The organism is Streptomyces sp. NPDC001544, from assembly GCF_042894285.1.
GTDB lineage: Bacteria > Actinomycetota > Actinomycetes > Streptomycetales > Streptomycetaceae > Streptomyces.
In genome coordinates this window covers 44,050-67,069 of record NZ_JBIAVN010000027.1, presented here as the reverse complement: position 1 = coordinate 67,069, position 23,020 = coordinate 44,050, and the positions used below count along the sequence as shown (strand labels likewise).

At 69.8% G+C, this 23,020-nt stretch carries 17 protein-coding genes; 4 read left to right on the top strand and 13 right to left on the bottom strand.

Annotation, left to right across the window (positions count from 1 at the left end; all coding sequences use genetic code 11):
• Positions 1–259: 259 nt before the first annotated feature.
• The 3 genes from ACFY0F_RS37700 to thyX all read right to left on the bottom strand — a co-directional run bounded on the left by ACFY0F_RS37700 (position 260) and on the right by thyX (position 3,957).
• Positions 260–1,945: a ribonuclease J gene (locus ACFY0F_RS37700; RefSeq protein WP_388805196.1), complete on the bottom strand. Its 1,686-nt coding sequence runs from the start codon at positions 1,943–1,945 to the stop codon at positions 260–262.
• Between the two features lie 166 nt (positions 1,946–2,111).
• Positions 2,112–3,011 carry a 4-hydroxy-tetrahydrodipicolinate synthase gene (gene dapA, locus ACFY0F_RS37695; protein WP_388805193.1) on the bottom strand — a complete coding sequence of 300 codons (900 nt, stop codon included), beginning with the start codon at positions 3,009–3,011 and terminating at the stop codon, positions 2,112–2,114.
• Between the two features lie 205 nt (positions 3,012–3,216).
• On the bottom strand, positions 3,217–3,957 hold the full coding sequence (gene thyX / locus ACFY0F_RS37690; protein WP_388805190.1) for an FAD-dependent thymidylate synthase: 741 nt from the start codon (positions 3,955–3,957) through the stop codon (positions 3,217–3,219).
• A gap of 198 nt (positions 3,958–4,155) precedes the next feature.
• On the opposite strand from thyX, the gene ACFY0F_RS37685 reads away from it, so the two are divergent.
• Both ACFY0F_RS37685 and ACFY0F_RS37680 read left to right on the top strand, forming a co-directional pair.
• Positions 4,156–4,392 (top strand): hypothetical protein, encoded by a 237-nt coding sequence (locus ACFY0F_RS37685; protein ID WP_388805187.1) that lies wholly within the window; start codon positions 4,156–4,158, stop codon positions 4,390–4,392.
• A gap of 90 nt (positions 4,393–4,482) precedes the next feature.
• The gene (locus ACFY0F_RS37680; protein ID WP_388805184.1) at positions 4,483–5,034 is read left to right on the top strand and encodes a hypothetical protein; all 552 of its coding nucleotides are present in this window, start codon (positions 4,483–4,485) and stop codon (positions 5,032–5,034) included.
• Positions 5,035–5,111: 77 nt separating this feature from the next.
• Here ACFY0F_RS37680 and ACFY0F_RS37675 read toward each other — a convergent pair whose 3' ends face one another.
• The 5 genes from ACFY0F_RS37675 to rpsO form a co-directional block, all read right to left on the bottom strand.
• The gene (locus ACFY0F_RS37675) at positions 5,112–5,564 is read right to left on the bottom strand and encodes a hypothetical protein (RefSeq protein WP_388805181.1); all 453 of its coding nucleotides are present in this window, start codon (positions 5,562–5,564) and stop codon (positions 5,112–5,114) included.
• A 16-nt stretch (positions 5,565–5,580) separates the two neighbouring features.
• Entirely contained in the window at positions 5,581–6,333 is a 753-nt protein-coding gene (gene dapB / locus ACFY0F_RS37670) for a 4-hydroxy-tetrahydrodipicolinate reductase (protein ID WP_388805178.1), read from the bottom strand.
• Positions 6,334–6,378: 45 nt separating this feature from the next.
• Positions 6,379–7,758, bottom strand: coding sequence for a M16 family metallopeptidase (locus tag ACFY0F_RS37665; protein WP_388805175.1), 1,380 nt, complete (start codon positions 7,756–7,758; stop codon positions 6,379–6,381).
• Positions 7,755–9,989: a polyribonucleotide nucleotidyltransferase gene (locus tag ACFY0F_RS37660; RefSeq protein WP_388805172.1), complete on the bottom strand. Its 2,235-nt coding sequence runs from the start codon at positions 9,987–9,989 to the stop codon at positions 7,755–7,757. The genes ACFY0F_RS37665 and ACFY0F_RS37660 overlap by 4 nt, the downstream gene beginning before the upstream one ends.
• A gap of 319 nt (positions 9,990–10,308) precedes the next feature.
• On the bottom strand, positions 10,309–10,596 hold the full coding sequence (gene rpsO, locus ACFY0F_RS37655; protein ID WP_133047446.1) for a 30S ribosomal protein S15: 288 nt from the start codon (positions 10,594–10,596) through the stop codon (positions 10,309–10,311).
• Between the two features lie 409 nt (positions 10,597–11,005).
• On the opposite strand from rpsO, the gene ACFY0F_RS37650 reads away from it, so the two are divergent.
• Entirely contained in the window at positions 11,006–11,296 is a 291-nt protein-coding gene (locus tag ACFY0F_RS37650) for a DUF397 domain-containing protein (RefSeq protein ID WP_388805168.1), read from the top strand.
• 53 nt (positions 11,297–11,349) lie between these two features.
• Here the strand turns inward: ACFY0F_RS37650 and eccD are convergent, their stop codons facing one another.
• Positions 11,350–12,855 (bottom strand): type VII secretion integral membrane protein EccD, encoded by a 1,506-nt coding sequence (gene eccD, locus ACFY0F_RS37645; RefSeq protein WP_388805199.1) that lies wholly within the window; start codon positions 12,853–12,855, stop codon positions 11,350–11,352.
• 334 nt (positions 12,856–13,189) lie between these two features.
• Here eccD and eccCa point away from each other — a divergent pair, with 334 nt between their 5' ends.
• Positions 13,190–17,164 carry a type VII secretion protein EccCa gene (gene eccCa / locus ACFY0F_RS37640; RefSeq protein WP_388805165.1) on the top strand — a complete coding sequence of 1,325 codons (3,975 nt, stop codon included), beginning with the start codon at positions 13,190–13,192 and terminating at the stop codon, positions 17,162–17,164.
• A gap of 69 nt (positions 17,165–17,233) precedes the next feature.
• Here eccCa and ACFY0F_RS37635 read toward each other — a convergent pair whose 3' ends face one another.
• The 4 genes from ACFY0F_RS37635 to ACFY0F_RS37620 form a co-directional block, all read right to left on the bottom strand.
• Complete coding sequence (locus ACFY0F_RS37635) at positions 17,234–19,309, bottom strand: protein kinase (protein ID WP_388805162.1); 2,076 nt, start codon at positions 19,307–19,309, stop codon at positions 17,234–17,236.
• 40 nt (positions 19,310–19,349) lie between these two features.
• A complete protein-coding gene (locus ACFY0F_RS37630; RefSeq protein WP_388805159.1) occupies positions 19,350–21,560 on the bottom strand; it encodes a protein kinase in 2,211 nt (736 codons plus the stop codon).
• Between the two features lie 10 nt (positions 21,561–21,570).
• The gene (locus tag ACFY0F_RS37625) at positions 21,571–22,557 is read right to left on the bottom strand and encodes a serine/threonine protein kinase (RefSeq protein WP_388805157.1); all 987 of its coding nucleotides are present in this window, start codon (positions 22,555–22,557) and stop codon (positions 21,571–21,573) included.
• Positions 22,558–22,711: 154 nt separating this feature from the next.
• Positions 22,712–23,011, bottom strand: a complete 300-nt coding sequence (locus ACFY0F_RS37620; protein WP_388805154.1) for a WXG100 family type VII secretion target — start codon at positions 23,009–23,011, stop codon at positions 22,712–22,714.
• Positions 23,012–23,020: the final 9 nt, after the last annotated feature.

Here is a 23,020-nt window from a genome sequence, read left to right as displayed (position 1 = left end):
ACTCTATCAGATCTTTTCTCGATCCGATTTCCTCGGTGCTTTCCAGGTTTCCCGCTCTCGCGGTTTCCCTTTCCGGCGCTTCCGACTTTATCAGAAGTTCTCAGTCGGATTTTCCACCCGGCCCGGGAGACCGACATGCAGCTCATGAAGCACTTGGGTTCCCGATCGGGCGGAGCCGTAAACGTACTGGAGCGGGGTGCCCCGATGCAAATCGAGGTACCCCGCTCCGGGTTCACGCCCACGAGGGGTCGTACGCGGGTCAGACCTCCACGACGACCGGGAGGATCATCGGCCTGCGCCGATACGTGTCCGAGACCCACTTGCCGAGGGTCCGGCGGACGAGCTGCTGGAGCTGGTGGGGCTCCACGACACCGTCCTGGGCGGACCGCTCGAGGACTTCCGTGATCCTGGGGACGACGTCCGCGAAGGCGGAGTCCTCGATGCCGGAACCGCGGGCCTGGACGTGCGGGCCGCCGGTGATCTTTCCGGTGGACGAGTCCATGACGACGAAGACCGAGATGATGCCCTCGTCTCCGAGGATCTTCCGGTCCTTCAGGGCCGGCTCGCCCACGTCGCCGACGGAGAGGCCGTCGACGTACACGTAACCGGCCTGGACCTTGCCGGAGATCTTCGCCTTGCCCTCGACGAGGTCGACGACGACGCCGTCCTCGGCGATCACGATCCGGTCGTGCGGGACTCCGGTGAGGGCGCCCAGCTCGGCGTTGGCCCGCAGGTGGCGCCATTCGCCGTGCACCGGCATCAGGTTCTTCGGGCGGCAGATGTTGTAGAAGTACAGCAGTTCGCCCGCGGAGGCGTGGCCGGACACGTGCACCTTGGCGTTGCCCTTGTGGACGACGTTCGCGCCCCAGCGGGTCAGGCCGTTGATCACGCGGTACACCGCGTTCTCGTTCCCGGGGATCAGTGACGACGCCAGGATGACGGTGTCGCCCTCCACGATCCTGATCTGGTGGTCGCGGTTGGCCATGCGGGAGAGCGCGGCCATCGGCTCGCCCTGGGAGCCCGTGCAGACCAGGACCACCTCGTGGTCCGGGAGGTCGTCGAGCGTCCTGACGTCGACCACCAGACCCGGCGGCACCTTGAGGTAGCCCAGGTCCCGGGCGATGCCCATGTTGCGGACCATCGAGCGGCCGACGAAGGCGACCCGGCGGCCGTACTCGTGCGCCGCGTCCAGAATCTGCTGGATGCGGTGGACGTGGCTGGCGAAGCTCGCCACGATGATCCGCTTGCGGGCGCCCGCGAAGACCTGGCGCAGGACGTTGGAGATGTCCCGCTCGGGCGGGACGAACCCCGGGACCTCGGCGTTCGTCGAGTCGGCGAGGAGGAGGTCGATGCCCTCCTCGCTCAGCCGCGCGAACGCGTGCAGGTCGGTCAGACGGTTGTCCAGCGGGAGCTGGTCCATCTTGAAGTCGCCGGTGTGGACCACCATGCCGGCGGGTGTACGGATGGCGACGGCCAGCGCGTCGGGGATGGAGTGGTTGACCGCGACGAACTCGCAGTCGAAGGGGCCGATGCGCTCGCGGTTCCCCTCCGCCACCTCGAGGGTGTACGGACGGATGCGGTGCTCCTGGAGCTTGGCCTCGATGAGCGCGAGGGTCAGCTTGGAGCCGATCAGCGGGATGTCCGGCTTCTCGCGGAGGAGGAAGGGGACGCCGCCGATGTGGTCCTCGTGGCCGTGCGTGAGGACGATGCCCTCGATGTCGTCGAGGCGGTCTCTGATGGACGAGAAGTCCGGCAGGATCAGGTCGATTCCGGGCTGCTCCTCCTCGGGGAAGAGCACTCCGCAGTCGACGATCAGCAGACGGCCGCCGTACTCGAAGACCGTCATGTTCCGGCCGATCTCGCCGAGGCCGCCGAGCGGGGTGACCCGCAGGCCGCCTTCGGGGAGCGGGGGAGGCGGACCCAGTTCAGGATGCGGATGACTCAAAAGACTCTCCTCACCACGCACGCCACGTACCGGTAGGGCACGTGGCGCGCGTGACGTTCGTGCAGAAGCAGTTGTCGTTGTGGAACGCGGGCACCGGTGGCCCGCTCATTCAGTTGATGTTCAGTTGTGGAGCCCTGGCGCGCGGCGGGCCGCGCGAAGTCTGTTGTCAGAGCTGTACCCCGCCGGCAGCAAGATCGATCTTGAGCTGGGCGACCTCTTCCGGTGTGAGCTCGACCATGGGGGCGCGCAGTGGTCCTGCGGGCAGGCCCTGGAGCGTGAGCGCCGCCTTGGTGGTCATGACTCCCTGCGTGCGGAACATGCCGGTGTACACCGGGAGCAGCTTCTGGTGGATCTCGGTCGCCTTCTGGACGTCACCTGCGACGAAGGCCTCGACCAGGGCCCGCAGGTCGGGTGTGACCACGTGGCCGACCACCGAGACGAAGCCGACCGCGCCCACGGAGAGCAGCGGCAGGTTGAGCATGTCGTCGCCGGAGTACCAGGCGAGGCCGGACTGGGCGATGGCCCAGCTGGCGCGGCCGAGGTCGCCCTTGGCGTCCTTGTTGGCGACGATTCTCGGGTGCTCGGCGAGGCGGACGAGTGTCTCGGTGTTGATCGGGACGCCGCTGCGGCCGGGGATGTCGTACAGCATGACCGGCAGCTCGGCGGCGTCGGCGACGGCCCTGAAGTGCCGGTACAGGCCCTCCTGAGGGGGCTTGTTGTAGTACGGGGTGACGACCAGCAGGCCATGGGCGCCCACCTGCTCGGCGGCGCGGGCCAGCTCGATGCTGTGGCGGGTGTCGTTGGTGCCGACACCGGCCACGATGTGGGCGCGGTCGCCGACCGCCTCCAGGACGGCTCGTACGAGCTCCGTTTTCTCCGCGTCGCTGGTGGTGGGGGACTCGCCGGTGGTGCCGTTGATGATCAGGCCGTCGTTGCCTGCGTCCACCAGGTGCGAGGCGAGCCGCTGCGCGCCGTCGAGGTCGAGTGCGCCGTCCGCCGTGAAGGGCGTGACCATGGCGGTGAGGACCCGCCCGAAGGGGGTCTGCGGAGTGGAGGTCGGAGCCATGGCTTACACGCTACTCGCTGCTCAGTGAGTGGTCTGCCCACGGGGTACCGGAGAAGTCCGGACAAAAAGGGAACCCGGCACTGCCTGCTCGGGGGTTCAAGCAGTGCCGGGTCCGTTTGATCAGGCTAGATGAACTTCTCCAAATGCCGCAATACGGACACTTCGCTGGGCTGACCGTACATCTGTGTCGGACCAGCACCGGCCCCTAGGGGGCGACGCGTCCGTTGGTGTTGAAGGCGGCGTATGTGAGCGGCATGAGCTTGGCCCACTCGGCCTCCATCCGTTCGCCGACCATCTCGATCTCCCGCTGCGGGAAGGACGGCACCTTGGCCAGCTCGTGCTGGGTGCGCAGGCCGAGGAAGTGCATCAGGGAGCGGGCGTTGCAGGTGGCGTACATGGAGGAGAACAGGCCGACGGGGAGGACCGAACGGGCCACCTCGCGGGCGACGCCGGCGGCGAGCATCTCCTGGTAGGCCTCGTAGGCCTGCCGGTAGGAGTCCTCCATGACGCGGCCGACCAGCTCCTGCTGCGCCTGGGTGCCCTCGACGAAGACGTACTTGCCGGGGCGGCCCTCCTGGACGAGCTTGCGGGACTCGTCGGGGACGTAGAAGACCGGCTGCAGCTCGCGGTAGCGGCCGCTCTCCTCGTTGTACGACCAGCCCACCCGGTGCCGCATGAACTCACGGAAGACGAAGATCGGGGCGCTGATGAAGAAGGTCATCGAGTTGTGTTCGAAGGGGCTGCCGTGCCGGTCCCTCATGAGGTAGTTGATCAGGCCCTTGGAGCGCTCGGGGTCCTTCTTCAGCTCGTCCAGGGACTGCTCGCCGGCGGTGGAGACACGCGCGGCGAACAGCACGTCCGCGTCGGACGCGGCGTGTTTGACCAGCTCGACGGTCACGTCGCTGCGGAAACTCGGCTTGGGGTCGTCGGCGGGGGTGACGGTCACGGCTCGGGGGGTCCTTCCCATTACTTCTGGCGGGCGGCGCCCACTCTACGGCCCGGCTCTGACATCGGGGCATTCGGTGCCCGGACGCGACTTTTCGGTGAAGTTCTGTGAATCCGGGGCGAGCGGGCACCTTTTGGGGGACCCGTCCGTCTCCGTTCCAAGAGACATCCGTTCGACCCAAGAGGAGATGCGACCTCGATGTTCCGTCGGCGCGAGCCCGTACCCTTCGCCTTCCTCGCCGAAGCCGACAGTTTCCGCAGTAACGTGACGCCCCCGGCCCCTGAGCGGGCCTCCGCCGGGCAGATAGCCGGGCGCTGGCTGCTGGCCCTGACCATCATCGCGGGGCTGGTGGGCTCCCTGGTCATCGGCATGCCGGCGCTGTCGACCCCGACCGCGACGCAGACCCAGCAGTCGCAGGCGTCGCAGGGGCACTGACCCTTCCGGCCCCCCTCGGGTGGTGGGCGGGGACACAGGCGGATAGCCTCACCGGGCACAGCTTGTGCATGGATTGAGTGAGGACCAGCCATGCCCCTGCCCTTCCTGACGGCCGACCGCACCTTCGAGGCGGCATCCGACAGCGCGCTGCCGTACGACGACCGCGAGCGCTGGCGACGGCCCTACCGGCCCGGACCGTGGCGCGTGGCCGTGGCGGCGCTGGGTCTGATGCTCGCCTCGTTCGTGCTGTTCGCCGCCGTCCTCATCGCCCTGACGGGCTCGCCGTCCTCCGCCGCGACGGTCCTCGCCTTCGCGCTGGTGATCATCGCCGGGGCGCTGCGGCTGCTGCGCATGGGTGTGTGGGTGAGCGGGCGTGGAGTGCGGCAGGTGGGTTTCCTCCGCACGCACACGGTTGCCTGGGAGCGGGTCGTCGCGGTGCGCACGTTGCAGCAGCCGGTGCGCTGGCTGGGGCTGCCGCGCACGGTGCAGGGGCAGGCGCTGACCCTCGTACGCAAGGATCGCGGCGCGCAGTACGCGCCGCTGCTGACCACGCACGGCCTGGACTTCCTCGCCCGGGCCGCCGCCTTCGACCGGGCGGCGGGCGGAGTGCAGGTGTGGGCGGCGGAGTACGCACGGGGCTGACCCGCTGATCCCGGAACCACGCGAAGGGGGCCGGTCCGCACCGCTGCGGACCGGCCCCCTTCGCGTCGGGGTACCGCTCAGGCCTGCACGGCTTTGCCGTCGTGCAGTGCGATCGCGCGTTGCATCGCCTTGCGGGCGCGCGGGGTGTCTCGGGCGTCGTGGTAGGCGACGGCCAGGCGGAACCAGCTGCGCCAGTCGTCGGGGGCCGCCTCCGTCTCGGCCTTGCGCTTGGCGAAGACCTCGTCGGCCGAGTCGCGGTCGATGCGGCCGCCGGGGGTGCGTTTCAGCTCGTCGACGGGCAGCCCGCCCTCGGCGTCGAGTTCGGCGGCGAGCTGGTTGGCCTTGCGGACGAACTGGGTGTTCTTCCACAGGAACCACAGGCCGATCACCGGCAGGATCAGGACCGCGACCCCGAAGGTGACGGTGAGGAGCGTGCCGGACTGGATGAGCATGACGCCGCGGCTGCCGACCAGGACGAAGTAGAAGACCAGGACGGCGGCCGTGACGGTGTAGGAGATCTTCGCGCGCATGTCGGCAGGCCCCGTGTCACCCGAGGTCCAGGAAGTGCTCCAGGCCGAAGGTCAGGCCCGGAGTGGTGACCACGCGGCGCACGCCGAGCAGGATGCCCGGCATGAAGCTGCTGTGGTGGAGGGAGTCGTGCCGGATGGTGAGGGTCTCCCCCTCGCCGCCCAGCAGCACCTCCTGGTGGGCCAGCAGGCCCCGCAGGCGTACGGCGTGCACGGGGACGCCGTCCACGTTCGCGCCGCGGGCGCCGTCCAGGGCGGTCGCCGTGGCGTCCGGGGCCGGTGCGGTGCCGGCCTGGCGGCGGGCCTCGGCGATGAGCTGGGCGGTGCGGGTGGCGGTGCCGCTGGGGGCGTCCACCTTCTTCGGGTGGTGCAGCTCGACGACCTCGACGGACTCGAAGTACGGCGCGGCGATCTGCGCGAACTTCATCGTCAGCACGGCCCCGATGGAGAAGTTCGGCGCGATGAGCACGCCGGTCTGCGGGGACTGGGCCAGCCGGTCCGTCAGCTGGGCGACGCGGTCGTCGGTCCAGCCGGTCGTACCGACGACCGCGTGGATGCCCTGGCGCACGCAGAAGTCGAGGTTGTCCATCACCGAGTCGGGGGTGGTCAGCTCCACGGCGACCTGGGCTCCGGTCTCCGCCAGGGTCTCCAGCTTGTCGCCCCGACCGAGGGCGGCGACCAGCTCCATGTCCTCGGCGGCCTCGACGGCCCGTACCGCCTCGGAACCGATGCGTCCCTTGGCCCCGAGGACCGCCACACGCAGCTTGCTCATGTCTGTTGCTTCCTTAGCGAGGGTTGGCGAGGGATGGCGGAGGAACTACGCCACGGCGTCGTGCAGCCGTGCGGCCTGCTTGTCCTTCAGCGGGCCGATGACCGACAGCGACGGGCGCTGTCCCAGGATGTCGCGCGCCACCGCGCGTACCTCGTCCGGGGTGACCGCCGCTATGTGGGCCAGCATGTCGTCGACGGACATCTGCTCGCCCCAGCACAGCTCGCTCTTGCCGATACGGTTCATCAGCGCGCCGGTGTCCTCGAGGCCGAGGACCGTGGAGCCCTGGAGCTGGCCGATGGCGCGGCCGATCTCGTCGTCGGACAGACCGTGCTCGGCGACGTGGTCGAGTTCGTCCCGGCAGATCTTCAGCACGTCGTGCACCTGGCTCGGGCGGCAGCCCGCGTACACGCCGAACAGGCCGCAGTCGGCGAAGCCGGAGGTGTACGAGTACACGCTGTAGGCGAGGCCGCGCTTCTCGCGGACCTCCTGGAACAGGCGGGAGGACATGCCGCCGCCGAGTGCCGCGTTCAGTACCCCCATGGCCCAGCGGCGGTCGTCCGTGCGGGCGATGCCGGGCATGCCGAGGACGACGTGCGCCTGTTCGGTCTTGCGGCTGAGCAGTTCGAGGCGGCCCGCTGTGCGGAGGCCGCGCCGGCCACCCCGGGGGGCGACGGGGGCGGCGCTGTCGCCGCCCAGAGCGCCCGCCTTCTCGAAGGCGGCGCGGACCTGTCGTACGACCTTGTTGTGGTCGACGTTGCCGGCGCACGCGACCACGAGGTGGGTGGGGTCGTAGTGCTTCTTGTAGAAGCGGCGGATGCGGTCGGCGGTGAGGGCGTTGACCGTGTCTACCGTGCCGAGGACGGGGCGGCCGAGCGGGTTGTCGCCGAACATCGTGTGCGCGAACAGGTCGTGCACACAGTCGCCCGGGTCGTCCTCGGTCATGGCGATCTCTTCGAGGATCGCGCCGCGCTCGACGTCGACGTCCTCTTCGCGGATCAGCGAGCCGGTCAGCATGTCGCAGACCACGTCTATGGCGAGCGGCAGGTCGGTGTCGAGCACGCGCGCGTAGTAGCACGTGTACTCCTTGGCCGTGAACGCGTTCATCTCGCCGCCGACGGCGTCGATGGCGGCGGAGATGTCCAGGGCGGAGCGGCGCTGCGTGCCCTTGAAGAGCAGGTGCTCCAGGTAGTGCGTGGCGCCGTTCAGGGACGGCGTCTCGTCACGGGAGCCGACGTGCGCCCAGATGCCGAAGGTGGCGGAGCGGACGGAGGGCAGGGTCTCGGTGACGATGCGCAGGCCACCGGGGAGGGTGGTCTTGCGGACCGTGCCGATGCCGCTGGTGCCCTTGATGAGGGTTTGGGTACGGGCGACGGCCCGCGCCTCGGAAGAGGTGCGGGCCGTCGCCTTGGAGCTACGGGACGTCACTGCTCGGCGTCGTCCTTCTTCGTCTCGGAGTCGCTGTCGGCGGCGTCTTCCTCGCCCTCGATCACCGGAACGAGGGAGAGCTTGCCGCGGGAGTCGATCTCGGCGATCTCGACCTGGACCTTCTGGCCCACGCCGAGGACGTCCTCGACGTTCTCCACACGCTTGCCGCCGGCGAGCTTGCGGATCTGCGAGATGTGCAGCAGGCCGTCCTTGCCGGGCAGCAGGGAGACGAACGCACCGAAGGTGGTCGTCTTGACGACCGTACCCAGGTAGCGCTCGCCGACCTCGGGCATCGTCGGGTTGGCGATGCCGTTGATCGTGGCGCGGGCGGCCTCGGCGGCCGGGCCGTCGGAGGCGCCGATGTAGATCGTGCCGTCGTCCTCGATGGTGATCTCGGCGCCGGTGTCCTCCTGGATCTGGTTGATCATCTTGCCCTTGGGGCCGATGACCTCACCGATCTTGTCGACCGGGATCTTCACGGTGATGATCCGCGGCGCGTTCGGGGACATCTCGTCCGGCTTGTCGATCGCTTCCATCATCACGTCGAGGATGTGGAGACGGGCGTCGCGGGCCTGCTTCAGCGCCGCGGCCAGGACGGAGGCCGGGATGCCGTCCAGCTTGGTGTCGAGCTGGAGGGCGGTCACGAAGTCCTTCGTGCCGGCGACCTTGAAGTCCATGTCGCCGAAGGCGTCCTCGGCACCGAGGATGTCGGTGAGGGTGACGTAGTGCGTCTCGCCCTCGATCTCCTGGGAGATCAGGCCCATGGCGATACCGGCGACCGGGGCCTTCAGCGGCACACCGGCGTTCAGCAGCGACATGGTGGAGGCGCAGACCGAGCCCATGGACGTCGAGCCGTTGGAGCTCAGCGCCTCGGACACCTGGCGGATCGCGTAGGGGAACTCCTCGCGCGTCGGCAGCACCGGCACGAGGGCGCGCTCGGCGAGGGCGCCGTGGCCGATCTCGCGGCGCTTCGGGGAACCGACGCGGCCGGTCTCGCCGGTGGAGTACGGCGGGAAGTTGTAGTTGTGCATGTAGCGCTTGCGGGTCACCGGGGAGAGGGTGTCCAGCTGCTGCTCCATGCGGAGCATGTTGAGGGTGGTGACGCCCAGGATCTGGGTCTCGCCACGCTCGAACACCGCGGAGCCGTGCACCCGCGGGATGGCCTCGACCTCGGCGGCCAGCGTGCGGATGTCGGTGACACCGCGGCCGTCGATGCGCTTCTTCTCCTTGATGACGCGCTCACGCACCAGGGCCTTGGTCAGGGAGCGGTACGCGGCGGAGATCTCCTTCTCGCGGCCCTCGAACTCCGGCAGGAGCTTCTCGGCGGCGAGCTGCTTGACGCGGTCCAGCTCGCTCTCGCGCTCCTGCTTGCCCGCGATGGTGAGCGCCTGGGCGAGCTCGGGACGGACCGCGGCCGTCAGGGCCTCGAAGACGTCGTCCTGGTAGTCCAGGAAGATCGGGAACTCGCCGGTCGGCTTGGCGGCCTTGGACGCGAGGTCGGCCTGGGCCCGGCACAGCACCTTGATGAAGGGCTTCGCGGCCTCCAGACCGGCGGCGACGACCTCCTCGGTGGGCGCCTCGGCGCCGCCCTCGACCAGCTTGATGGTCTTCTCGGTGGCCTCGGCCTCGACCATCATGATCGCGACGTCGCCGTCCTCCAGGACGCGGCCGGCGACCACCATGTCGAAGGCGGCGTCCTCGAGCTCGGTGTGCGTCGGGAAGGCCACCCACTGGCCGCGGATCAGCGCGACGCGGACGCCGCCGATCGGGCCGGAGAAGGGCAGACCGGCCAGCTGGGTGGACGCGGACGCGGCGTTGATCGCCACGACGTCGTACAGGTGGTCGGGGTTGAGCGCCATGATCGTGGCGACGACCTGGATCTCGTTGCGCAGCCCCTTCTTGAAGGACGGGCGCAGCGGACGGTCGATCAGGCGGCAGGTGAGGATCGCGTCCTCGCTCGGCCGGCCCTCACGGCGGAAGAAGGAACCGGGGATCTTCCCGGCCGCGTACATGCGCTCCTCGACGTCGACCGTCAGCGGGAAGAAGTCGAGCTGGTCCTTGGGGTTCTTGGAGGCGGTGGTGGCCGACAGCACCATGGTGTCGTCGTCCAGGTACGCCACGGCGGAGCCGGCGGCCTGCTTGGCCAGGCGGCCCGTCTCGAAGCGGATGGTGCGGGTGCCGAAGGCGCCGTTGTCGATGACGGCCTCGGCGTAGTGGGTCTCGTTCTCCACTAGCGTCTTCTCCTCGTCTTCGTCCCTCCTCGCCCGTGTGGCGGGGGACGGTGGCGGAGAAGCGCTCCGTCTGGTGCGGGCCGGTCTTCGATCGAAGCACCCGGGGCTCCCCCCGGGGGCCACTACCGAGGACCGGCGGCGGCGCGGTGCGCTTCTCCATTTCGTTGTCGTGCTTGTCGTGCTCTGTTGTCGTGCCGTGTCGTCCGTATTGCGTTGTGCTACCACACTACAAAGCGCCAGGGACACTCTGCACGTTTCCGCACGTACGGCAAAGGGAGCGGCCCCCGATCCTTTCGGGAACCGCTCCCTTCACGGCGTCTTACTTGGCGCCCGCCGCACCACGGCGGATGCCGAGGCGGTCGACCAGCGCACGGAAGCGCTGGATGTCCTTCTTCGCCAGGTACTGCAGCAGGCGACGGCGCTGACCGACCAGGATCAGCAGGCCGCGGCGGGAGTGGTGGTCGTGCTTGTGGGTCTTGAGGTGCTCCGTCAGGTCGGAGATCCGACGGGACAGGAGAGCGACCTGGACCTCGGGGGAGCCGGTGTCACCCTCCTGGGTACCGAACTCGGAGATGATCTGCTTCTTCGTGGCGGCGTCGAGCGACACGCGTACTCCTCATGGTCTGTGAGTGGCCACCGAGTGCCCCCGGTCTTCATCTCGGGGAGCTTCCGTTACTCGGGAGCCCGGGATCCGCCGGCGCGGCCTCCGGTGCCTGCAGGGGGTGCCTGCGTTGCCCGGGGGTGCGTACACGAACGGCCGTCACTCAGGGTACCAGGATCGACGCGCGCTCCTGACAAGGGCGCCTGGTGACGCTCCGGCCGAGGGCCGATGACCGCGACGGTGCCACCACGCTCCGTCACGGGTGGACATCGGTAAACGTCTGAGCTGGGACAACAGTTACAAGTAGGGTGTCTGCGCACCTCGTTGGTACAGCTCGTTGGCACAGTCACGGGTGCAGCTCATTGCACAGCTCGCTGGTGCAGCTCATTGGCACTGAAGGAAGGACCTGGTCACGATGGCCGACGCCGAGGAACTCAGGGCACGCAAGGAACGGGAGCGGGACGAGCTGTACGCGCTCGACATCTCCGGCGTCGAGTGGCACTGCGCGCCGGGCACGGAGGAGCACGAGGAGCGGGTCGAGATCGCGTACCTCCCCGAAGGCGCGGTGGCCATGCGGTCCTCCCTCGACCCGGAGACCGTCCTGCGGTACACGGAGGCGGAGTGGCGGGCGTTCGTCCTGGGGGCGCGGGACGGGGAGTTCGACCTGGAACCGGCTCCGCACAACGGGGGGCTCGCGGCGGAGTGAGCCGAACGTGACAAAGGGCGGCACGCACGCGTGCCGCCCTTTCGTCGTCCCCTCTAACTGGTCATCGCCCGCGCCTGCGCGTACACGTCGAACACGGCCAGCGCGAGCGGGATCAGCGTCAGCAGGACGAAGCTCTCGGCGACCTCCAGGAAGCGCCCCCAGAAGGGGGTGAGACCGCGCCGGGGAGTGATCAGACCGATCGCGGTGACCAGGACGGTGGCCGCGCCGACCGCCGCGGCGAGCCAGACGCTGCGGATGTCGAGGGCGTTCGCGTCGCCCTGGAGGGCCTCGATCACATAGCCCCGGGGCGGGTTCAGGGCGAGCCCGAGGCCGAGGAAGACGATCGCGGCGAGGCCCGCGGCCAGGGTGGCGCCGACCTGCGCGGTGTAACGGAACAGGTGTGCCCGCATCAGCATCGCCACGCCGGTCGCGAGGGCCAGGAGCTGGGCCCAGGTGTTGCTGGAGAAGCCGAGGACGATCGACGCGCCCACCGCGACGAGGGCGCAGCCCCCGACGAGGCCGACGAGGAGTTCGTGGCCGCGCCGGGCCTGGGCGGCCACGCGCTCGGCGTCCACGGGCTCGTGCCGGGCCGGCTCGCCGGTGTCGTAGCCGCCGCGGGAGGGGTTGGGCGGTTCGAAGCCGATGGGCAGCCGTGCGAAGCGCATGGACAGGCCCGGCAGGAAGGCCAGCGCCACGACGGACAGCGGAGCGCACACGGCGGCCGTCTCGATGGGCTTCAGCTCGGTGAGGATCGCGATGAAGGTGGTGACCAGCCCGATGGCGGAGGCGAAGAGGAACGCCACGAAGGGCCCGTCGCCGCCCGGCGACACCAGGGTGAGCACCAGGGAGGCGACGAGGACCGCGGTGCAGGCGAGAAGGAACTGGAGCCGACCGATGCCCTGGCCGTCGGAGAGCGGCAGCAGCCCCGAACCGGCCACGGCGACGTTCGGCAGGGCACCCAGTCCCAGTGCGACGGCGGAGCCCCGATCGTCGTACACACGCGCGCGTACGCACGCGATGGTGATCAGGAGAGCGCCGGCGACGCCCGCGATGATGCCCTGCAGGCTGTTCATGTCATGGCGGATCTGGGAGCTCCAGGCCACGAACGCGAGCAGCGCGGGCAGGATGCCGCCCGCGACGAGACCGGCGGCACGCGTGAGGTCGCCGCTCCACAGGGCACGGTCGCGGGTGACGGCGGAGGCCACCGCCTCGGAGACGTCGTCGACGACGGCGGGCGGCAGCGACTCGGCGAACGGGCGCAGGGTGAGCAACTCACCGTCGAGGATGCGCTGCGCCGTGAAGGACCGGGCCCCGTCGAGGACGGTGCCGTCACGCCGGACGAGGTGGTAGCCGACCGGCGCGCCCTCGGCGGGGTCCTGCTGGGACAGGCGCAGGATCTCCGGGTACAGGTCGGCGACCGGTACGTCGTCGGGCAACGCCACGTCGATGCGGCTGTCGGGCGCCACGATGGTGACCCGGCAGAAGCCGAACCCCATGCCCGCCCCGGGAACCGCGGTGCCCGGTCCACCGGTCGCGCCGGCCGGCGCGGAGGCCGTCATGCTCACCTGATGTTCCCCCTCGTCGGTGGTGAGGCGGTCTACGTGCGCCACGCACCTTCCGCCCGTGAGAATCCTGTGTAGGTTGTGCGGTGCCGCCCCCTCCACCCGACAACCGAGCGGTCGTATCCGGGGTCTACGGGTACGCACTTGCTTCGGACCGTTGCGGATTGCCCGGGTTTTCCCGGAACGATTCGCAACTGCTCACCCGTCTCACCGGCACCCTACCGCCCGCCGTCGTCAGCCGTTGTCAGTAGGATCGCGCTTCGCGATCGACGTCCGTCTGACACGGGGCGGCGGACGAGAAATCTCGGTCCGGCAAGGGAATTGGTGCGTAGTGAGCCACATCGTCGTCAAGCGCCCGCCGCGGGCACTGCCGAAGGAAGTGCCCACGGACGAGGTCGTACTGCAAGCTCCGCCGGAACTTCCGCGGGGGCAGCAGGAAGGCGCTCTGATGCAGCTCCTGCCCATGCTCGGCATGGGCGGGTCCGTGGTGTTCTTCTTCAACCCCCAGGCCCAGCCCTTCATGAAGATCATGGGCATGGTGATGGTGGCCTCGACGATCGCCATGGGCATCTCGATGCTCGTCCGCTACCGTCGCGGCAACCAGGGGCAGATGGCCGACATGCGCCGTGACTACCTCCGTTACCTGTCGCAGACCCGGCGTTCCGCCCTGGGCACCGCGAAGGCCCAGCGCGACGCCCAGTACTACCTGCACCCTTCACCGGAGCAACTGTGGGCGCTGGTCGCCGAGGGCAGCCGGGTGTGGGAACGACGCACCGCCGACGAGGACTTCGGACAGGTGCGGGTGGGTCTCGGCCCGCAGGCCCTGGCCACTCCCCTGATCCCGCCGCAGACCGCCCCGGTGGACGAGCTGGAGCCGCTGACCGCGGGCGCCATGCAGCGTTTCATGGCCACGCACAGCACCCTCGACGACCTGCCGATGGCGGTGTCGCTGCGCGCCTTCTACCACGTGACGATCAGCGGCGAGCCGGGCGCCGTGCGCGGCACCGCCCGTGCCGTCTGCGCCTCCCTCGCCTCACTGCACTCCCCCGAGGACCTGGTCGTCGCCGTCGTCACCGGGCGCGCCTCGGCGCCCGAGTGGGAGTGGGCGAAGTGGCTGCCGCACGTGCAGGCCCCGGGTCTGGCCGACGGTGCCGGCAGCATGCGCCTGATCACCACCGACCCGGTGGAGCTGGAGGACCGGCTCGCCTCCCGGCTGCAGGGCCGCCCGCGCTTCCATCCCGATGGACCACCCGTCGCCGAGCAACCGCACCTGGTGGTCGTGCTCGACGGCATCTCCCTTCCGCCCTCGTCGTTGCTGGCCAGTCCCGAGGGCCTGCAGGGCGTGACGGTCCTGGAGGTCGTGCCGGGCGACCTCACCACCGGCCGCGGCGACCTCTCCGTCATCGTGCATCCCGACGAGCTGCGCCTGGAGTCGGCGCACGGCATGGTCTACGAGGGGACGCCGGACGTCCTGTCGTACGAGGCGGCGGAGGCTCTCGCCCGCCAACTGGCCCCGCTGCGGGTGGCGTCGGGCGGTGACGACGACGAACCACTGCTCGCCAACCTGGAGTTCACGGATCTGCTGAACCTGGGTGACGCGGCCTCGGTCGACCCGAAACGGACGTGGCGGCCGCGCTCGCAGTCGGAACGGCTGCGCGTGCCGATCGGCCTCGGCGAGGACGGCCGGCCCGTGATGCTGGACCTGAAGGAGGCGGCGCAGGAGGGCATGGGGCCACACGGCCTGTGCGTCGGTGCGACCGGTTCCGGCAAGTCGGAGCTGCTGCGTACGCTGGTTCTCGGCCTCGCGGTGACCCACTCCTCCGAGACGTTGAACTTCGTCCTCGCCGACTTCAAGGGCGGTGCCACGTTCGCGGGCATGGCCCAACTTCCGCATGTGGCGGCCGTGATCACCAACCTCGCGGACGACCTGACCCTCGTCGACCGTATGGGTGACTCGATCCGCGGTGAGCTCAACCGCCGGCAGGAGATGCTGCGCGACGCGGGCAACTACGCGAACATCCACGACTACGAGAAGGCCCGGGCGGCGGGCGCACCCCTCCAGCCGATCCCGTCGCTGGTCCTGGTCATCGACGAGTTCAGTGAACTGCTCACCGCCAAGCCGGACTTCATCGAGATGTTCGTGCAGATCGGCCGCATCGGCCGTTCGCTCGGCGTGCATCTGCTGCTGGCCTCGCAGCGCCTGGAGGAGGGTCGGCTGAGGGGCCTCGAGACCTACCTGTCGTACCGGATCGGTCTGCGGACGTTCTCGGCGGCCGAGTCACGTGCCGCGCTCGGCGTCCCGGACGCCTACGAGCTGCCGAACATCCCGGGTTCCGGTTTCCTGAAGTTCGGCACGGACGAAATGGTCCGCTTCAAGGCGGCGTACGTCTCCGGCGTGCATCGGACGAGCTCCCAGCAGGCCGCGGCGCTCGGCGGCCCGCTGCCCGTCGACCGCAGGCCGGTCCTCTTCACGGCGGCCGAGGTGCCGTTGCGGTACGCGCCGATCCCGCAGCAGCGCCAGGACACGCCCGACCAACGGCAGGACGACGCGCTCGCCGACACCGTGCTCGACGTGATCGTGCGGCGCCTGGAGGCGCAGGGACCGGCCGCGCACCAGGTGTGGCTGCCCCCGCTGGACAGCCCCCCGTCGCTCGACGCGCTGCTGCCGGGGCTCGCCCCGGTGCCCGGCCGTGGCATGACCCAGCCGGGCTACGAGGGCGCCGGCCGCCTCGTCATCCCGGCCGGCCTCATCGACAAGCCCTACGAGCAGCGGCGCGACCCGCTGATGGTCGACTTCGGCGGCGCGGCCGGCCACATGCAGATCATCGGCGGCCCGCAGTCCGGCAAGTCCACGCTGGTGCGCTCGATCATCGCGGCGTTCGCGCTCACCCACACCCCGCGGGAAGTGCAGTTCTACGGCCTGGACTTCGGCGGTGGCGGCATGGCCGCGGTGGCCGGCCTGCCGCACGTGGGCGGTGTCGCCTCACGCCTGGACCCCGAGAAGGTCCGGCGCACGGCGGCCGAGGTGTACGGCATCATGACCCGCCGCGAGGAGTACTTCCGCTCCTCGGGCATCTCCTCCATCGCGGAGTTCCGCTCCCGCCGCGCGCGAGGCGACATCTCGGTGACCGACCAGCCCTGGGGCGACGTCTTCCTGGTCATCGACGGCTGGGGCAACTTCCGCACGGACTACGAGGCCCTGGAGCCGCTGGTCCTGGACATCGCCGCCCGCGGCCTCGGCTACGGCATCCACGTGATCATCACGGCGTCGCGCTCGATGGAGGTCCGCGCGAACCTCAAGGACCACCTGATGAACCGCCTCGAACTGCGGCTCGGTGACCCCATGGACTCCGAGATCGACCGCAAGGTGGCGGCCAACGTGCCCACCGGGGTTCCAGGACGCGGTCAGACCCCGCACAAGCAGCACTTCATGGCGGCGGTCCCCCGTATCGACGGCCTCTCCTCCGACACCGACCTCGCGGAGGCGACGACCGCCCTCGCCGCCGAGGTCACCCGCCACTGGCAGGAGCCCGGCGCACCGGAGGTACGCCTCCTCCCCCGCGAACTCCCGGCGGCCCAACTGCCCCCCGGCGACCGGTTCCCCCACCGCGGCATCTCCTTCGCCCTCGACGAGGACAACCTCGAGCCGGTGTTCGTGGACTTCGAACAGGACCCGTTCTTCCTGGTGTTCGGCGAGAGCGAGTCCGGCAAGTCGAACCTGCTGAAGCTGCTGATCAAGCGGCTCACCGAGCGCTACGACGGCAACACCTGCAAGCTCTTCGTGGTGGACAACCGGCGTTCGCTCCTCGGGGTGACCCCGGAGTCCCACCTGGCGGCCTACATCCCGATGTCGAACCAGATGCAGCACCACATGGACGCCCTGGCCGAACTGATGCAGCGCCGCACACCGACGGCCGACGTGACCCCGGAGCAGCTGCGCAACCGCAGCTGGTGGCGAGGCCCCACGGTGTACGTCGTCATCGACGACTACGACCTCGTGTCCACGTCGAGCGGCAACCCGCTGTCGGGCCTGACGGAACTGCTGCCGTTCGCCCGCGACGTCGGCGTCCGCTTCATCATCGCCCGCTCCACGGCAGGCGCGAGCCGCGCCGGCTACGAGTCCTTCATGCAGCGCATCAAGGAACTCGGCGCCCAGGGCGTGGTCCTCGCGGGTGATCCGGCCGAGGGCGACCTGCTCGGCGGGGTGCGGCCGCGGCCGATGCCGGCGGGGCGGGGCGTCTTCGTGTCGCGGAAGCGGGGGAAGCCGATGGTGCAGGTCGGGCTGGTCGAGGACGAGAACGTGTGAGCAGGTGACGACGCCTGCAGTTCCTGCGCGGTCGCGAAGGCTCCTCTCCCGTCTTCGCGACCTCATGGGTCAGAAGACCGGTAGCGCGCAGAGCAACTCGTCGTTCCTGATGAAGGCTCGGTTGCCGTCGACCGCGATGCCGTGGTGCTCGGACTCGGGCAGTTCGTAGGTCCAGACCGGGTATCCGTTGTCCACGTTGACGGTGTTCACCCGAGTCTTGTAGGAGTCGTCGATCGTCCACACACCGGTGCCCTGCACCAGGACGGGACTGCCGTCCTTACGGGAACTCCAGACGGTACTGCCGTCGCTGATGCGGAGACGTTCGGGGAACATCCCGCCGAGCGCGTAGACGGAGTCTCCATGGACGCTCGGCGGCCCCCACTCCGCGCGCACCTTGTACATGTCCCGGGTCGTGCGGGACCAGAGCTCCTTGCGGTCGGTGATCCGCAACGCGGTCAACGTCTTGCCGTTGACGTACACGATCCCGTCCTGCGCGACGGGGCTGAGCGAGGCCTTCTCCGCCTGGTGGCGCAGCTCCCAGACCGGATGACCGTCGGCCGTCGCCACGGCCAGCACATGACCGTCGACCGTCGAGAGCACCAGGCGACCGCTGCCGACGGCTGCCCTGACGGAGAGCTTGCCCCGATACCGCGCCGGGACCTCGGCGGTCCAGCGGGTCCGGGCGTCCGAGCGTCCCACGCTGCGCAGCCGGTGGTCCTTCGTCACGACGTACACCGCGTGGTCGTCCGCGGTCAGAAGGGCCGCCGCATCGGCTGCCGCCGTCCATTTGGGTTCACCCGTGGAGGGGACATACGTACGCAGCACCCCCTTGGCGTCGACGGTCACGACCAGGCGGTCGGACAGCGACAGGTAGTGGTCGGGCTGTACGTCCTCCACCTTCCACCGCAGCTTTCCGTCGACGACGTTGTAGGCGCCGATACCGCCGTAGAGCCCGATCACAATGACGTCCCTGACGGGCAAAGGGGCGCGGGACTTGCCGTCCACCGCCGCATCGGTGCTCCACAGCTCCTTCGGAGAGCCATCGACCAGGTAGTCGCCGTCATCCGCCACCAGAAGACGGGCGTTCGGTGTCTTCACGGCAGTAGGGATGTCGAACAGGTCGTCCTTCTCCTGGCGCGACCGCGACCGGAGAAGCCACCATCCCGTCGTGCCGCCCCCTGCGGCGAGCACCGTGCCGCCGGCTGCGAAGCCGGTGAGCAGACGCCGCCTGGTCACGGTCGTCACCGTGCCCGTGGTGGGTGGCGCAGTGAGCTCTCGGAGCAGTCTGTCCCGTTCCTTGATGTCGTCCGCGACCGGGCCTCGTCGCCACACCCGGTCGCTGTTCTTCGGCGGCGCGAATGCCGTGGCGATCTGCCCGGGGACGGGCCGGGACGCAGCGTCCTTGGCCAGGCAGGGGGCGATGAGCGCGTACAGCTCGGGAGTCAGGCCGTCCCAGCGCGGCTCGCCATGGACGACCTCGTACTGAACGGCAGCCACGTGCCCGCCCTCGAACGCGCGCCGACCGGTGGCCGCGTAGACGAGGACGGCGCCCAGGGAGAACACGTCGGCGGCGGGTGTCACGCGCTGGCCCAGCACCTGCTCAGGTGCGCCGTACCCGGGCGTGACCGGGATCTGGCCGGTCGTGGTGAGCGTCAAGCCGTGCTCGGGGCGTGCGATGCCGAAGTCGATGACCCGGGGGCCGGTCGACGTCAGCACGATGTTCTGGGGTTTGAGGTCGCGGTGGATGAAGCCTGCGGCATGGATGTCCGCCAGCGTACGCGCGATGGAGGCGGCCAGGGCACGTACGCCCGTCTCATCGAGGGGCCCGTGTTTCCCGACCGCCTCGTCCAGGGTCGGGCCGGTGAGGAACTCGGTGGCGATCCAGGGGCGACCGCCCTCGGTCTGTGCACCGAGTACCCCGGCGACGCCCGGGCTCCGCACCGCCTGCGCCGCGAGCGCCTCCCGTACGAAGCGCCGGCTGAGACCGGTGTCGTGGGCGAGTTCAGGGCGTAGCACCTTCACCGCGGCGGTTGTCGCCGCAGCGTCCTGGCCGACGTACACCTTGCCCATACCGCCTTCGCCCAGGACTCCGAGCAGGCGGTACGGGCCGAGACGGATCGGGTCGCCGACACCCAGGGGTTTCATCGTTGGCTGCCTTCTGTCTTCTTCATCCGCTGGCGGCGGCTCATCTCAGGGGGAAGGCCGCGAGGAACTTGCCGCCCAGCGCGAGGGTCACCTTGGCCTTCTCGTGGGCGATGAAACGATTGCCGGTGGTCCGGTAGGAGGCCGTGGGCCTGCCCGAGGAGATGTCGACCGCCCAGAGCGCCGACGACCGCTTGCTGTACACGCACTCGGTGCCGATCACCGGTGCGGCGGACACATCCGCCTTCGTTTCCCCGCCGCCCTTCTCCTCCCACTGCACCCGCCCGTTACCCGAGTCGAAGGCGACGAGGCCGAACCCCTTCTCCACGGCGTAGACCGAGCCGCCCCTGACCACCGGAGGGCCGTACGTGCGCCCGGGGCGCTCCTTCGCGGAGTCCCACACGTCAGCGCCGTCACTCAGCCGTAGTGCCCGCAGTCGGCCGGTGCCCAAGTAAAGGTTCTCGGTGTCCGTCGCAAGCGGCAGTTGTACGCGGTCCGGGGCGACGCCGTCGAACGGCTTCTCCCAGCGGACAGCGCCCGTACGGGTGTCCCGCACGACGATACGTACCTTGCCGTCGTTGGTCTCCTGAAGGGCCACCAGGCTGTGCCCGACCGCTCGGGCGGAGAGGAAGTGCAGGCGGTCTGTGTGATCCGGTCGTGAGGGCAGAGGCTTGGTCCACAGCTTCCTTCCCGTGCTGATGTCGACGGCGAAGACGGACCAGGACTGGGACGCCATGAAGTACTCGTCGAACTTGCCCCTGCCTGCTGCCGCGTACACGATGCCGTCGGCCGTGCACAGCACCTGGTTCTGGCTGATCACCCCGTTGAAATCCGTGAGCCGGGCGAAGGGCTCGGCCGCCACGCCCGTGTCGATGTCGACGGACGCGAGGAACAGCGGAAAACCCCCGGGCTTACCCGCGTTGTTCTCGGACCCTTCCGGCGCCACCATCCGGACGAGGTGCTCGCCGTCCGTCGCGATCTGCCAGTGGATCTCCATCTGGTCCGACGCCCACCGGATCCCTCCCGAGGCGGCGTCGATTCCGGCCAGACCGGTCCCCGCCACTACCGTGACCAGGTTCCTCACGGCGAGCGGCTGTGCGGGCGGGACCGTGCCGTACGGCGGATCGGCGACCTGATGCTGCCAGACCGAGTCGAGCCGCTTCTTCGGCAGCAGGCTGTTGCTGGGACCCGGAACGGGCGGCTTCGGCTCGGACACGGACCGTCGGCTCCAGGCCCAGGCTCCCGCCCCGACGGTCACCGCGCCGAACGTCAGTCCGGCTCCCGCCAGCAGCAGTCGGCGACGGGGCATCGGCGCGGCCGGTGCCGTCGGCGGTTCCGCGTGCTGTGGAAGAGGTGCGGGGAGTCGCTGCGGGGTGATCTGCCAGACCTCGGTGGCCCGCCGGCCGATCTCCGCGAGCAGTGAGTCCGGCAGATGCTCCGCGAACTCGCCGGACCCGTCGTGGAGTTCGGCGGCCAGTTCTGCCGTGGTCGGCCGCAGGAACGGGTTCTTGTCCAGGCACCGCCCGAGAATCGGGACCAGGGCGGCGGGTACGTCGCTCAGGTCCGGCGCGCTGTAGCGGACGCGGTAGAGAAGGTCCGCGGTCTGGCCGTGCCCGAACGGGGCGCGCCCGGTGGCGGCGAATACGAGGACTGCGGCGAGCGCGAACACGTCACCCGCCGCGGTGTGTTCCTGACCGGTTGCCTGCTCCGGTGACATGAAGGCCGGGGTTCCCATGGCCGCGCCGACTCTGGTGAGCCGTTCGTCGCCGATCGCCCGGGCGATGCCGAAGTCGATGACCTTCGGTCCGTAGGCCGTGATCAGGATGTTGGAGGGCTTGAGGTCGCGGTGGACCACTTCGCTGCTGTGCAGCTGCCCCAGTGCCCCGCACAGGGCCGCTCCGAGAGCACGTACGGTCGCCTCGGGGAGTGGTCCGGCCAGTTCGACCGCCTCGTCGAGCGGCGGACCGAGTACGTACTCGGTGGCGATCCAGGGTGTCCCGGTCTGTGTGTCCGCCGCCACGACCTGTGCACCGTGCCGCCCTCCGATGACGCGGGCGGCATCGACCTCCAGGCGAAACCGGGTCCGGGCAGCGGGATCCGCGGCGATGGCGGCGTGCATCGTCTTGACGGCGACGGTCCGTCCGCCGCCCGAGCGCGCCAGGTAGACCGTCCCCATGCCGCCGCTGCCGAGGCGAGCGATCGGGCGGTAGGGGCCGAACGCCTGGGGATCGTCGTGAGTGAGCGGAGTGGGCATGCGGTAGTCGTCAGTCCTGGCGTGAAGAGGGCACGGTGGCGTGCGGGATCTCGGCGGCGAGTACGGCGGCCGACTGATGGGCCACGGCGGCGATCACGCGGCTCGGCAGCCATCCCGGACCGAGCAGTGGGGCGGTCCTGGTCGCGAAGGCGGTACCGGTCGGCTCCTGGGCCATGGCGGGGTCAGCGCGGTGTGACACCGAGGAAGCGGCCACCGAGGTCGGCGCGAACTCGTCCAGCACTTCGGCCAGTTGCGGGCGGGCCTCGGGGTCCCGGGTCAGACAGCGGCTGACGATCGTCCGCAGCGAGGAAGGAAGCTCGTCGCGTTCGGGAGTGGTGTAGCCGGTAGCGGCGTACGCGAGCGTCGCGCCCAGAGCGTACACATCGCCCATGGGACGTGGCCGTCCGCCGGACGCCTGCTCGGCCGGCAGGCTGCCCGGCTCCAGTCCCGGCAACCCGGCACGAGCCGAACCGTCCGGGGCAGCGGCCCGTACGGCCCCGTAGCAGGTGAGGCGCGGCCCGTCGGCGGCGAGCAGCACGGCCGCCGGGGACACACCGGCGTACGTCAGTCCCTGCCCGTGCACGATGCTCAGGGCCTCCGCGAGGGCCGCCCCAAGGGCCCGGACGGTCCGCTCGGGAAGTGGACCCCCGTGCACCGCGAGTGCGGTGGGCAGGGGCAGCGCGGGCACATAGGGGCGGGCGTGCCAGGCGCTCTCTCCAGGGTCGGCGCACGTGACGGCGGGCGCCGCGAACCGACTGAGCAGATAGCGAGAGACTTCGGCTTCCGCCATGAAGCGCTGAGGATCGGTGCCAGGGAGCGGAGCACCGAGCAGGACTGTGTGCTCACCATCGGCGCTTCGGGCTATGTAGCGCCGTTCCGGCACCGGGACACCGCTGCGGGGATCGTCCAGCGAAGTGATCAGGACGTACGGGCCGATCCGTCGCGAGGCAGGCACGCCCTGCAGCGCTTCGCCGGTTCCGGCCGGTGTCGCGTGCACCTGATCCCCAGTCCCTTGTCTGTACGGTCTCCGCAGCCTGAACAGCCCTGCCGACAACGGGAATCGAACGACGAGTAGGACCGGGCTACGGACCGAAGACAGGGTGGGCGTCTCCCGCGCACGCCCACCCTGGAGTTGCTCTGCGAGCCTCTTCCTACCGGAAGTAGCTGGCCGCCTTCTTGTCGCCTTCCATGTACGTACCACCGGACTGGGCGACGACGTGGCCGATGCCGGCCAGCGCCTGATGGATGTCGTTCGCTTCCTTGTCCCAGCGGTGCAGCTTCTCGTTGAAGGTGTCCTGCGCCTGGCCCTCCCAGTACTGCAGGCTGCTCACCACGAGCCTCCTGAGTTCCTGCAGGTCCTGCTCGAGCTGGCTCGCCTCGTTACCGATCTTGGTTGCCGCGACGTCGAGCCCGTCATAAGTGACTGACAGCCCATCAGCGTTGCTGGCCATGTCTGATTA

What these genes read in the sequence shown, in the direction of transcription:
- ACFY0F_RS37680 (WP_388805184.1), top strand. Translation starts at nt 4,483, where the DNA reads ATGCCCCTGCCCTTCCTGACGGCCGACCGCACCTTCGAGGCGGCATCC.
- ACFY0F_RS37650 (WP_388805168.1), top strand. Translation starts at nt 11,006, where the DNA reads ATGGCCGACGCCGAGGAACTCAGGGCACGCAAGGAACGGGAGCGGGAC.
- dapB (WP_388805178.1), bottom strand. Translation starts at nt 6,333, where the DNA reads ATGAGCAAGCTGCGTGTGGCGGTCCTCGGGGCCAAGGGACGCATCGGT.
- dapA (WP_388805193.1), bottom strand. Translation starts at nt 3,011, where the DNA reads ATGGCTCCGACCTCCACTCCGCAGACCCCCTTCGGGCGGGTCCTCACC.
- eccD (WP_388805199.1), bottom strand. Translation starts at nt 12,855, where the DNA reads ATGACGGCCTCCGCGCCGGCCGGCGCGACCGGTGGACCGGGCACCGCG.
- ACFY0F_RS37675 (WP_388805181.1), bottom strand. Translation starts at nt 5,564, where the DNA reads ATGCGCGCGAAGATCTCCTACACCGTCACGGCCGCCGTCCTGGTCTTC.
- ACFY0F_RS37630 (WP_388805159.1), bottom strand. Translation starts at nt 21,560, where the DNA reads ATGCCCACTCCGCTCACTCACGACGATCCCCAGGCGTTCGGCCCCTAC.
- ACFY0F_RS37620 (WP_388805154.1), bottom strand. Translation starts at nt 23,011, where the DNA reads ATGGCCAGCAACGCTGATGGGCTGTCAGTCACTTATGACGGGCTCGAC.
- ACFY0F_RS37685 (WP_388805187.1), top strand. Translation starts at nt 4,156, where the DNA reads ATGTTCCGTCGGCGCGAGCCCGTACCCTTCGCCTTCCTCGCCGAAGCC.
- ACFY0F_RS37635 (WP_388805162.1), bottom strand. Translation starts at nt 19,309, where the DNA reads ATGAAACCCCTGGGTGTCGGCGACCCGATCCGTCTCGGCCCGTACCGC.